Here is a 12,421-nt window from a genome sequence, read left to right as displayed (position 1 = left end):
CTAGGAGATTCACACATCTCGTAGGCTCCAGCCACGTGCGATGGATTGGAAGTACTGAAGGCCGTGGCGGAAGGTAATAGGGCCTGGCGGCTTGGACTTGGGATAGCCATCCCATCCTCCGAGCTTGGCGATGATCCATGCGGCCCAGGCCAGGGATTTGGGCGGGTGAGGGTTTTTCTGGAGTTCGGTCTTGCCCTCCAACTCGTGCACCAGCGCCTGCAAGGTGTCGATTTCGGTAGGCGTAAAGGCGATCTCGGCCGACTGTGCGGATGCTCCGTCGCGAGCTTGGACAAGCTGCATGATGATGCAGGCGGCGCGCGCGGCGATGGCGGTCAGCTTCATCAACCGCTCGGCGGTTTCCAACTGACTGTCCTCCAATTGCAGGCCCTGCTGCTTCAGGGTGCGGAAGAATTGTTCGATGATCCAGCGCATCCGATACCAGGCGACCACCTGCCAGGCCATGGCCGCGTCTTGAACACCATGGGTGGTCAGCAGGCGCCACACGATAGGCTCGGCATCCGCAGGTGCACCCACCTCAAGCACTTCCACCAAGCTCACCGTGACCGTCTTGGCCAGCCCTTTTTCGATGCAGTTTTGTGGGCGCTTGAGGGCGACTTGCCCGAAGCGGGTCACCAGATGGGCCGTGCGCGCCGGCCGGCCAGGACGAGCCCGCAATTCCACATCGGCTTCACCAGCCGGTTGCAGCTTTGCCGTCGAAAGCTTGCCACCCTCGATCAAACGGTCGCTCATGGCGCGGGTCAGGATATGGAAGTTCGCACCCGGCACGCGCTCCCACTTGGCGTAGATGTCGCTCTCACGATCGCTCACCTCCGTCACCGTCGCCGCTTGAGCCAGCACCTCCTTGGCCGCTTCGGCCGTGGCCAGCCAGCGCTGCGATTCCTTGTCGGCCAACAACCGTTGACTGTGTGGCGTCTCCACCCGGCCATCGCGCGTCCAGATCTGGCCCGACACCAGCCCCAGCACCTCGCCCGTTCCCGCATCCAGCGCCAACATGGCATGCAGCAGCGCACCTCGGACGTTGCCGCCCTTGCCGATCTCGCCCAGACCCCGCCGATGCTGCGCCGTGGTCGTAAAGTTGATCTCGCTGGTGTCTTGGACCGCCAGCACGTGACGGCCAGCACAGGCCTGCGAACTCGTCAGCCCCCAGCCTTCGATCAGGCTCTGCGTCGTCACCCGCTTGTTCGCCAGGAACCGGCCAAAACCAATGATCCGTCCCCGCGATCCTCCCGCAAGCCGTCGAACGCAAACGCTCTGACGATCCACCATGAGCCCCAGCAACTGGGCCCCCTTTTTTGCAAGCGCTCGTCGCCGAACGCTCCTAATCCGATCTCATGGGCTGACATCGCGACGCATCTCCATCAACGCATCGCAGACGGAATCACATCCCAACACAAGACCGCTAATCAAAAGCGAGTCATTCATCTCAAAAGATGTGTGCATCCCCTAGCGCAAAGCGGGGGAGAGGTGTCCGCGAAGCGGACGGAAAGGGGGCCTTCCTAGGGCGCTCCCCTCTCCGTCTCGGCTTCGCCGAGCCACCTCTCCCCACTATCGTGGGGCGAGGAACCAGGTGTTCACCCAGCGCTGTTCTGCGGATAGCAAATGATCGACAGATACCGCATCGGCAGCTGCGTCAGCTCTTCCGGTCCGTGCGGCGCGTCGGCGTCGAAGAACAGGCTGTCGCCCGGCTTCATCGGATAGAGGTTGTTGCCGTGCCGGTAAACGACCTCGCCCTCGAGCATGTAGAGGAACTCCATGCCGGCGTGCTGGAAGGTCGGGAACACATCCGAATTTTCGGTCAGCGTGATGAGATAGGGCTCGACCACCACGCCGCTGGTGTTGGCGCCGATATGTCCGAGCAGATTGTACTGATGGCCGGCGCGGGTTCCGCGCCGCTCGACATCGACGCCTTCGCCCGCCTTGACGAAGACGGCGCTGTGCTCTTCCTCGAAACGCCGGAAGAAGGCGGTCACCGGAACGCCCAGCGCCCGCGACAGCGCCTGCAGCGTCGTCAGCGACGGCGAGGTGATGCCGTTCTCGATCTTCGACAGCATGCCGAGCGAAATGTCTGTCGCCGCGGCGAGATCGGCGACGGTGATGCCGAGCTTCTTGCGGAAGGCACGCACTTCATGGCCGATCGCCACTTCGAGCACCTTCTCGCGCGTGTCGCGGATGGCGTGCGGGTTCTGCGTCAGCGGCGTGCGGATCGTGCGTCCGTCGGCCGAAACGCGCTTCGGCGGCGCCTTGCCCTTGGCGGCCACCTCGGTTGGCTTCGTAGCAGATGTCTTGTTCGCCATGTCGCCCCCGACTCTCGCGGATTTATTTCACTCAAGGTGAACATATGCGGTGGCGATACGGAAGTGCAACCGCGACGGCAAGTCGCCGGATGTCGCAGGGCCGTCCCGCCTAATTCGCCTGCCGCGGCTTTTCCATCGGAAATCCGTTCCGTGCAAAGCGCTTGCCCTCAGATGTCTGTTGACAGCACCGAAGACCCAATTACTGTCACTGTCAGTGAAATTTGTTTCGTGAGAGCAATTCCAGGAAAAGTGTCGAGCGGTTTTCCGCCCGGAATTGCGTCAAGACAAAGTCGAAATCAAAAAGAGGAGGCCCGCAATGAAATCTCGTGTCGCCGTCATCGGCGCCGGACCGTCCGGTCTGGCGCAGCTAAGGGCCTTCAAGTCGGCCGCCGACAAGGGCGCCGAGATCCCGGAGATCGTCTGCTTCGAGAAGCAGTCAGACTGGGGCGGCCTGTGGAACTACACCTGGCGCACCGGCCTCGACGAGCATGGCGATCCGGTGCATGGCTCGATGTACCGCTATCTTTGGTCGAACGGCCCGAAGGAATGCCTCGAATTCGCCGACTACACCTTCGAGGAGCATTTCGGCCGGCCGATCGCCTCCTATCCGCCGCGCGCCGTGCTGTGGGATTACATCAAGGGCCGCGTCGAGAAATCGGGTGTGCGCAAATGGGTGCGCTTCAACAGCCCGGTGCGCATGGTGACGTTCTCCGACGAGACGAAGAAGTTCACCGTTACCGCGCATGACCGCACCAACGACGTGACTTATTCGGAGGAGTTCGACAACGTCGTCGTCGCGTCCGGCCATTTCTCGGTGCCCAACGTGCCCTTCTTCGAAGGCTTCCCCACCTTCAACGGCCGCATCCTGCACAGCCACGATTTCCGCGACGCGATGGAATTCAAGGGCAAGGACATCCTGATCATCGGCCGTTCCTATTCGGCCGAGGACATCGGTTCGCAATGCTACAAATACGGCGCCAAGTCGATCACCTCCAGCTATCGCTCCAAGCCGATGGGCTTCAAGTGGCCGGAGAACTGGAAGGAAGTGCCGCTCCTGCAGAAGGTCGTCGGCAAGACGGCGCATTTCAAGGACGGCACCACCAAGGACGTCGACGCCATCATTCTGTGCACCGGCTACCTGCACTCCTTCCCCTTCCTCACCGACGACCTCAAGCTCAAGACCGCCAACCGCATGTGGCCGCTCGATCTCTATGAAGGCGTCGTCTGGGAGAAGAACCCGAAACTGTTCTACATCGGCATGCAGGACCAGTTCTACACCTTCAACATGTTCGACGCGCAGGCCTGGTACGCGCGCGACGTCATCATGGGCCGCATCAAGCTGCCGTCCCCCGAGGCGATGGCCGAGCACAGCGCCAAGTGGCGCGCCCGCGAGGAGACGCTGGAGGATGCCGAGCAGATGATCTGGTTCCAGGGCGACTACACCAAGGAGCTGATGGACCAGACCGACTATCCGGGCTTCGACGTCGAGGCGGTCAACCGCACCTTCATGGAGTGGGAGCACCACAAGATGGAAAACATCATGACCTTCCGCGACAATGCCTACCGCTCGCTGATGACCGGCACCATGGCGCCGCTGCATCACACCCCCTGGCTGCAGGCGCTGGACGATTCCATGGAGAGCTATCTCGAGGTGAAGGGCGTGGCGGCCGAGTAGCACGGCGCGCCTTGCCCCTCAGGTCAAGTCAGCAAGGTGGGGTGTCTCTCGGGGCACCCCATCGGCCTACCAGCACACGTAGCCGCCATCGACGATCAGGTCGAGGCCTGTCACGAAGCTGGACGCGCGGCTGGCCAGGAAGACGGTTGGCCCGACCATTTCCTCCGGCGCCGCCATGCGCCCCATCGGCGTGTCGCGCTTGAAGATCTTTATCTCCTCCGCCACCTCGGGCCGCTTGTTCATCGGCGTCAGCGTGTAGCCCGGACTGACGACGTTGACGCGCAGGCCGCGATCCGCCCACTCCATGGCGAGGCTCTTCGACATATGGATGACGGCGGCTTTCGATGAATTGTAGTGCGCCTGCGTCAGCCCGCGGTTGACGATGGTGCCCGACATCGAGGCGATGTTGATGATGGAGCCGGCGCGTCGAGGAAGCATGACGCGCGCTTCGGCCTGACAGGACAGGAACACACCCGCGACATTGACCTCGTGCACCTTGCGCCACTTCTCCAGCGGCAAGGTCTCGGCCGCTTCCGATCCGGCGATGCCGGCATTGTTGACGGCGACGGTGAGCGCGCCGAGTTCGGCTTCGAGCCGATCGATCGCCGTGGCCAGGTCGGTCTCGGACGTCACGCTCCCCGTCAGCACCAGCGCCTTGCGGCCGAGGGCCTTGATCTTGTCGGCAGTCTGCTCAAGCCCGCCGTTCGAGGCATGGCCGAAGCAGGCGACATCGGCGCCGGCCTCGGCAAGCCCGATCGCGATCGCCTGGCCAATGCCGCTGCCGGCGCCCGTCACCAGCGCCACGCCGCCGCCCAATTTGAAAAGATCCATTGCGCCCTCCCTGATTGCCGGAAGGTATGCGCTGGATGACGCCTCGATCAAGCGGCCTGATCTGGCGGGGTCGGTACTTCGATTTTCAGAAATAGCCGTCCGACGCCGCCGTCGCTTCCTTGGGAATCTCCACTCCGTCGACCAGGATCTTGTCGACCAGCTCGTGGTGGAAGCACACGAGGCCCTTGATGCGCTCGGCCTCGTGCACCGGCTCTGGATAGTACCAGACGAGGTTCTCGTGACGCTTCTTGGGCGTCGTCACATGGTAGTAGTTGGAGATGCCCTTGTAGGGGCAGCGCGAGATGTAGCGGCTGGGCGCAAACATATCGAGCCGCGTGTCCGAGATCGGCAGATAGTGGCGTACCGGATGGCCGGTTTCGAACAGGAACACCCCGCGCCGTGAATCGGCCACCTGCTCGCCGTCGAGGATGACCTGCACGCGCCGCGAGGAGGGCAGGCAGTCGACACGGCGGAACGGGTCGCGGGCATGGACGAAGATCTCTTCGTCCTCTTCGTACCAATGGGTCATCTTCGGCCAGTAGAAGGAGATGTAGTCCTGGATCGGCGGGCAGCCCTTGACGGGGTTGAGGTATCGCCAGGCGCCGTCCTCGACCAGCGTGATGCCGGTGTTGAGCGAATAATGCGTGGCGACGCCCTTGAACGGGTCTTCCGTCGTCGTCTGGCTCGGTAGCAGGAACTCCTCGCGCACATCGCTCATCGGGAAGTAATAGACCGGCAGGTGGTCGCTCTCCTGGAACACCAGCGCCTTCGTGGTGTCGGCCACGATCATCGGCCCGACCTGCACCCTGATCCGCTTGGGCGAGGGCATGGTGAAAGCGACGTAGCCCGGTTCGAACTCGTACTGCACGATATTGTCGAGGATCGGGAAATGCGGCCCGCGGCCGCGCAGATGGGGCTTGCGAATGGTCGTCGTCCTCTTCTCGTCGTTGGCGGCCTGGTTCTTGCGCGCGGTCATGGTCATGACGTCACCGATACACGATCAAGCAACAGACCGGCGGCGATCGGCGGCAGACCGCTGACATTCTTGCGCACCGGCACCAGAAGGTCCGGGAAATAGCTGAAGATCACCGGCGTCTCGTCGAGCAGCAGCTTCTGGATGTCGGAAGCGGCCTTGCGCTGGGCATAGAGGTCGAGCGCCTTCAGATAGCTGTTGACCATCCCGTCATAGGTCGCGTTCTTGAAATGCGCCGCGTTCCACGGACCGTCGCTGACCAGCGGGCTTTTCAGGAACACGTTCGGCACGCTGCGATGCGCGTAGTCGGTGATGCCGAGCGGGCTGTCCAGCCAGTCCGACTGGCCGAACACCGCCTTGCCGTAATATTTGTCCTGGTCTTCGATGTTGAGCGAGATGCGCGCGCCGATCTCCTTGGCGAAGTTCTGGAAGAGCTGCGCGTATCCGGGGATGTCGGAATAGCGCAGCGTCGTCAGCGTCATGTCGAAGCCGTTGGCCAGGCCCGCCGCCTCCATCAGCTGCTTGGCCTTGGCGAGGTCCTTGGTGCGCTGCGGCACCGACTTGTCGGTGACCGGGAAGGCGGGAGCGAACGGGCTGTCATTGCCGGTGGCCGCCATGCCGCGGCAGAGCCCGTCGACCAGCTGGGAGCGGTCGATGCACAAGGCCAGCGCCTGGCGCACGCGCTTGTCGGTGAAGGGGGCCATATCGCAGCGCATATGGAGTTGGCGATGCGCGGTGGAGGCGACGCGCAGCACGGTGATGTCAGGATTGCCAAGCACTACCTGGCTGACGTCGAGCGGGATCGCGTCGAGCACGTCGACCTCGCCCGCCTGTAATGCCAGAATCCGCGGCTGCACGTCGCCGTAGAATTTGAATTCGAGCCGGTCGGGCAGAGCCTTCTCGCCCCAATAGTCGGGATTGCGCACGAAGCTCGCGCCGACCTTCGGCGTGTAGCTTTCGAGCCGGAACGGCCCGGTGCCTTCGAAGGTCTTCTCGTAGTCGCCCTTATAGCTCGCCGGCAGGATGACGGCGTTGTAATTGTCGATCGACACCGAATAGGGGAAGCTGCCGTTCGGCGCGTCGAGATGGAATTCGACCGTGTGGTCGTCGACCTTGCGCGTGCCGCCTTTCAACAGCAGGCCCTTGAACACCGACAGCGCGTTGGACGGGCCGTTCGGATCGGCGAGGCGATCGAAGGTCGCCACGACGTCGTCGGCCTTGAAGTCCTCGCCATTGTGGAATTTCACGCCCTTGCGCAGCTTGAAGGTCCATACGCTGCCGTCGGCGTTGGGCGACCAGCTTTCCGCCAGCACCGGCTTCAGCGTCAGGTCGGGCTGCGTCACGCACAGGAACTCGGACGTCTGGAAGGCGAGCTGGTAGCTGCCGCTGTCATAGAAGGTGACCGGATCGATGGCGCCGCCGGTCCTCAGCCGCGCCATGGCGAGGATCGGCTCGACATCGGTGCGGTAGGCGGTTTTCAGCGTCTGCGTCGCCATCAGCGCGTCATTGGCCTCCTGGAAGCCCTCAAGCGCCTTGCGGTCGACCAGCAGCGCCTGTGCGTAGGCGCGCTGCACCTCGACCGCCGACAGCATCAGGCTTTCGATCGGATCGGTGACGTTGTGGCTTTGGTCAAGCATATGCGCCGGATTGAAGCCTTCTGCGCCGGAGAGCTCCGCATCGACCAGCTCATTGAAGACGAGGAACAGCCGGTAGGGATCGATCGAGCCGGCGTCGAGGTCGTCGTCGCCATATTTGGAATCGTTGAAGTGGAAGCCGCCCAGCTTTTTGAACTGGATCAGCCGCGACACGATCATCTCGATGTTGACGTTGGGCGCGTGGTGGCCGAGGTCGACCAGGCAGAAGGCTTTATCGCCGAGCTCCTTCGCGATGATGTAGTTGGTGCCCCAGTCTTGCACGACCGTCGAATAGAAGGCCGGCTCATACATCTTGTGCTCGGTGAACAGCCGCCAGTCGTCCGGCAGGCCGGCATAAATCTCGCCCATGGCGTCGAGATAGCGTTCGAAGGCTTTCGCAAAATTGACCTGGCCGGGGAAGTTCGAGCCGTCGCCGATCCAGACCGTCAGCGCCTTGGAGCCCAGCGTCCTGCCGATCTCGATGCATTCGAGATTGTGCTCGACCGCCTGGCGGCGCGTGCCGGCATCGGCATGCGACAAAGAGCCGAATTTGTAGGAGAGCTTCTGGTCCTTGGCATCGGAGAAGGTGTTCGAGTTCATCGCGTCGAAGCCGAGGCCGAAACGCGAGGCCGCCTGCTTCAGCCGGTTCGGATCGGCCTTGTCCCACGGGATGTGCAGCGAGACAGTCGGCGTCGCCTGCGTCAGCTGGGCAATGACGGCACAGTCCTCGATCTTGTCGAAGATGTCGCGCGGCTCGCCGGAGCCGGGAAAACGGGCAAAGCGCGTGCCGCCGGTGCCGACGCCCCAGGACGGGATCGCGACGGCGAATTTCTCGACCTTGTCGCGGATGGCGTCGATGGCGATGCCGCGGCGGTCGAGACGCTCGCCGAGGGAAGCGTAGTCGCGGTCGAGGTTGGCTTTGCGCGCGGCGTTGTGGCTGGCGACGAGGTCGGCCGAGATAATGACTTCAGACAATGCGGTTCCTCCCAGTATTCGTTCGGCTGGCGCCGCCCCTCATCCGCCCTTCGGGCACCTTCTCCCCGTCAACGGGGAGAAGGGAAGTGCGCGCCTAACGCGTAAAGCTTTGCGCGTTGCCGGCGTCGACGTTGACGATGTTGCCGGTCGATTTGGCCGACATGTCGGAGGCGAAGAAGTAGATCGCCTCGGCGATGTCTTCCGGGAAGACCGAGCGTTTCAGCATCGAGCGCGAGCGGTAATGCTCCTCGAGATCGTCGGTCGACATCTTGTAGGCGGCGGCGCGCTGTTCCTTCCACTCGCCGGTCCAGATCTTGGAGCCGCGCAGGACGGCGTCCGGATTGACGACGTTGACCCTGATCTGCGCTTCCGCGCCTTCCAGCGCCAGGCAGCGAGCGAGATGGATCTCGGCGGCCTTGGCGGTGCAATAGGCGGACGCGTTCGGCGAGGCGGCGAGCCCGTTCTTGGAGGCGACGAAGACGACGTTGCCGCCGATCTTCTGGGCGCGGAACAGCCGGAAAGCCTCGCGCGAGACGAGGAAATAGCCGGTGGACAGGATGTCCATATTCTTGTTCCACAAGGCGAGCGTCGTCTCCTCGATCGGCGCCGAGGAGGCTAGGCCGGCATTGGAGACCAGGATGTCGATGCCGCCGAATTCGACCGCCGTTTCGGCGAAGCCCGAAAGCACTTGCTCGTCCGAGGTGACGTCGATCCGCACCGGACGGACGAAGTCCTTGCCGAACGCCTTCGACAGCTCGTCATTGGCGCTGGCCAAAGCCGCCTCGTCGATATCGGCGAGCACGACGCAGGCGCCTTCGCGCAGCAGCCGGTTGGCGGTGGCGCGGCCGATGCCGCCGGCGCCGCCGGTGACCAGCGCGATCTGGCCGGCCAGCGCCTTCGGCTTCGGCAGGCGCTGCAGCTTGGCTTCCTCGAGCTGCCAGTACTCGATGTCGAAAGCTTCCTGCGCGGGCAGGCCGACATAGGACGAAACCGTCGAGGCGCCGCGCATGACGTTGATGGCGTTGACATAGAATTCGCCGGAAATGCGGGCCGTCGCCTTGTCGCCGGCGAAGGTGAACATGCCGACCCCAGGCATCAGATAGACCACGGCATTGGGATCGCGGATGGCCGGCGAGTCCGGATGCTTGCATGCGTCGTAGTAGGCCTGATAGCCGACGCGGTATTCGGCGATGTCATCCGCCAGGCGGGCGATGACGGCGTCGACATCCGGCTTTGCCGGATCGAACTCGATGACCAGCGGCCGGATCTTGGTGCGCAGGAAATGGTCGGGGCAAGACGTGCCGAGCGCCGCCAGCGGCCGCAGGTCCTTCGAATTGACGAACTCCAGCACCGCCGGCTGGTCGTCGAAATGGCCGAGCTTGTGGCTTTTCTCGGAGATCAGGCCGCGGATGCGCGGCATCAGTTTGGCTGCGATGGCGCGACGCGCCGGCGCGTCGAGCGCCTGTACCACTTCGCCACCGAAGATCGCCTTGCCCTGCGATTTGCGCTCGAACCAGTCGATCGCCTGGTTGATCACCGAGATCGTCGTTTCGTAGCATTCCTTTGGCGTGTCGCCCCAGGTGAACAGGCCGTGGCTTTCGAGCACGACGCCCTTGGCCTCGGGGTTTTCGAGGCAGAATTTCTCCAGCCACAGGCCGAGCTCGAAGCCCGGCCGCTTCCAGGGCAGCCAGCCGATGGCGTCGCCGAAGATCTCCCTGGTGATCGCCTTGGAATCCTTGGCGGCGGCGACCGCGATGATGGCGTCGGGATGCATGTGGTCGACATGAGGCTTCGGCACGAAAGCGTGCAGCGGCGTGTCGATCGAGGCCGCGCGCGGATTGAGGTTGAAGGTGCAGTGGGGAAGATAGCCCACCATCTCATCCTCATGTGCGAGCCCGCGATAAAGAGCTTTGATGGCGCGTAATTTGTCCATGTAGAGGGTGGCGAAACCGTCAAGCTTGATCGAGGCGCTGTCGCCGCCCGAACCCTTGACCCACAGCACCTCGACATCCTTGCCGGTCAGCGGGTCCTTCTGCCAGACCTTGGACGAGGTGTTGCCGCCGCCATAATTGGTGACGCGCTTGTCGGACCCCAGCGTGTTCGAGCGATAGACCAGAAGCTCGGGACCGCTCATCCCTTCGGCTTTTGCATCGTCCCAAAGATTGGCGAGGCGCGAGCCGGAGCGCTTGTCGAGCATAGGTATCCTCCCTTGGAGCGCGAACGCCGCGCTCCTCTTTTCTCGCGGCGAATGTCTACGCAAGCGCCCTGCTTGTCAATCAGAAACGATCAAGATCGATCATATTGCACTGCACAATGAAATTATATGATCGGAAATGATTGACACTGCGCGTTTTCTAGTGCCTGATGCTCGAGCTGGGAGGAACCATGCACGAAAAAGAACGCCACAGGATCATTCTGTCCGCCGTCCAGGAAAAGCCTGTCGTGACGGTGCAGGAAATGGTCGAGCTGACGGACTCCTCCGAGGCGACGATCCGGCGCGACATCGCGGCGCTCCACGTGCAAAAGCGCCTGCGCCGGGTGCGCGGCGGCGCCGAGGCGATCTCGCCGCCGCAATTCATCGGCCTCGCCGGCCGGCCCTTCTCCGTCAACGAGACGTTGAACGCCGCGCAGAAGCGCGCGATCGCGCGGGAAGCGGTGAACCTTTGCACGGACGGCGAGCCGATCATCATCAACGGCGGCACCACCACCTTCCAGATGGTGCACTTCCTGACCGGCCGCCGCATGCCGATCTTCACCAATTCCTTCCCGATCGCCGAGCATCTGCTCAAGCACTCAAAGAACACGGTGATGCTGTCGGGCGGCACGATCTACCGCGAGCAGAACATCATCCTGTCGCCCTTCGACAATGACGTGACGCGCAACTTCTATGCGCGGCGCATGTTCATGGGCGCGCAGGGGCTCGGGCCGCTCGGGCTGATGGAAGGCGATCCCCTGCTGATCCAGGCCGAGCAGAAGCTGATCGACCAGGCCGACGAACTGGTGGTGCTGGTCGATTCCTCGAAATTCCGCATGCGCTCCAGCCTGATCCTGTGCGGGCTGTCGCGCATCGCGACCGTGATCACCGACGACGGCATCGAGGATCGCGAAGCCAAGATGCTGGAAACGGCGGGCGTGGCGCTGATCGTCGCCCGCGGACAGTCAAGCGACAAGGAAGAATCTTCACTGCAGGCCTGAGGGAAACTCACGCCCGCAGCGGCGATGGAACGCAACGCTCAAGGGAGGATATTCGATGAGCTTTTTGAAGAAACTGCTGGTTACGGCGGCCTTTTCCGCCGCCATGTTCGTGAATGCCGCCTATGCCGAGAACGTCAAGATCGCGCTGGTGGTGAAGTCGCTCGGCAACGGCTTCTTCGACGCCGCCAACAAGGGCGCCGAGGAAGCGGCCAAGGAGCTGGGCGACGTCGACGTCATCTACACCGGACCGACCAAGGCCACCGCCGAGGCGCAGATCGAGGTGATCAATTCGCTGATCGCGCAGAAGGTCAACGCGATCGCCGTTTCGGCCAATGACGCCGACGCGCTGGTGCCGGTGCTGAAGAAGGCGATGGATCGCGGCATCACCGTGATCTCCTGGGATTCGGGCGTCGCCAAGGAAGGCCGCCAGCTCCACCTCAACCCGTCCGACACCGGCCTGATCGGCGAGACCATCATCAAGCTCGCCGCCGACTACCTGCCGGAAGGCGGCGACGTCGCGATCCTCTCGGCCTCCTCGACCGCGACCAACCAGAACGCCTGGATCGAAGCGGCCAAGAAGGTGCTGCCGGAGAAGTTCCCGAAGATCAAGCTGGTCGCCACCGTCTACGGCGATGACGACTCGGCCAAGAGCACCGACGAAGCCAAGGGCCTCTTGAAGTCCTATCCGAACCTCAAGGCGATCATCGCGCCGACCACGGTCGGCGTCGTTGCCGCCGCGCAGGTCGTCACCGACGAGAACCTGATCGGCAAGGTCAATGTCACCGGTCTCGCGCTGCCGTCCGAGTTCAAGAAGTTCATCGAC

Annotated in this window: 8 protein-coding genes and 2 pseudogenes; 3 read left to right on the top strand and 7 right to left on the bottom strand. The window is 63.1% G+C overall.

Features of this window, described 5'->3' with window-relative positions:
- Positions 1-9: 9 nt before the first annotated feature.
- Entirely contained in the window at positions 10-1,299 is a 1,290-nt protein-coding gene (locus EOD07_RS07155; protein WP_245469931.1) for an IS4 family transposase, read from the bottom strand.
- 293 nt (positions 1,300-1,592) lie between these two features.
- Positions 1,593-2,315: an XRE family transcriptional regulator gene (locus EOD07_RS07150; RefSeq protein ID WP_127234594.1), complete on the bottom strand. Its 723-nt coding sequence runs from the start codon at positions 2,313-2,315 to the stop codon at positions 1,593-1,595.
- A 316-nt stretch (positions 2,316-2,631) separates the two neighbouring features.
- Here EOD07_RS07150 and EOD07_RS07145 point away from each other — a divergent pair, with 316 nt between their 5' ends.
- Positions 2,632-3,990, top strand: coding sequence for an NAD(P)/FAD-dependent oxidoreductase (locus EOD07_RS07145; protein WP_127234592.1), 1,359 nt, complete (start codon positions 2,632-2,634; stop codon positions 3,988-3,990).
- 66 nt (positions 3,991-4,056) lie between these two features.
- Here EOD07_RS07145 and EOD07_RS07140 read toward each other — a convergent pair whose 3' ends face one another.
- From EOD07_RS07140 to EOD07_RS07125, 5 genes and pseudogenes are all read right to left on the bottom strand, one after another.
- Positions 4,057-4,821: an SDR family oxidoreductase gene (locus EOD07_RS07140; protein WP_127234590.1), complete on the bottom strand. Its 765-nt coding sequence runs from the start codon at positions 4,819-4,821 to the stop codon at positions 4,057-4,059.
- An 85-nt stretch (positions 4,822-4,906) separates the two neighbouring features.
- Positions 4,907-5,797, bottom strand: a complete 891-nt coding sequence (locus tag EOD07_RS07135) for a DUF427 domain-containing protein (protein ID WP_127234596.1) — start codon at positions 5,795-5,797, stop codon at positions 4,907-4,909.
- 2 nt (positions 5,798-5,799) lie between these two features.
- Positions 5,800-7,215: pseudogene (locus EOD07_RS39195) on the bottom strand (ABC transporter substrate-binding protein); the annotation flags it as partial.
- Positions 7,195-8,403, bottom strand: a pseudogene (gene rhaI, locus EOD07_RS39190) (L-rhamnose catabolism isomerase); the annotation flags it as partial. The pseudogenes EOD07_RS39195 and rhaI, both read right to left, overlap by 21 nt.
- Before the next feature lie 94 nt (positions 8,404-8,497).
- Positions 8,498-10,600, bottom strand: coding sequence for a bifunctional rhamnulose-1-phosphate aldolase/short-chain dehydrogenase (locus EOD07_RS07125; protein ID WP_127234585.1), 2,103 nt, complete (start codon positions 10,598-10,600; stop codon positions 8,498-8,500).
- A 188-nt stretch (positions 10,601-10,788) separates the two neighbouring features.
- Here EOD07_RS07125 and EOD07_RS07120 point away from each other — a divergent pair, with 188 nt between their 5' ends.
- Both EOD07_RS07120 and rhaS read left to right on the top strand, forming a co-directional pair.
- A complete protein-coding gene (locus EOD07_RS07120; protein WP_040986229.1) occupies positions 10,789-11,598 on the top strand; it encodes a DeoR/GlpR family DNA-binding transcription regulator in 810 nt (269 codons plus the stop codon).
- A 55-nt stretch (positions 11,599-11,653) separates the two neighbouring features.
- The coding region (gene rhaS, locus EOD07_RS07115) for a rhamnose ABC transporter substrate-binding protein (RefSeq protein ID WP_127234583.1) at positions 11,654-12,421 on the top strand (768 nt) is incomplete at its 3' end.

The organism is Mesorhizobium sp. M2C.T.Ca.TU.002.02.1.1, from assembly GCF_003997225.1.
Note: the sequence above shows the minus strand (reverse complement) of the source record. Positions and strands in the feature narration are given on the sequence as shown.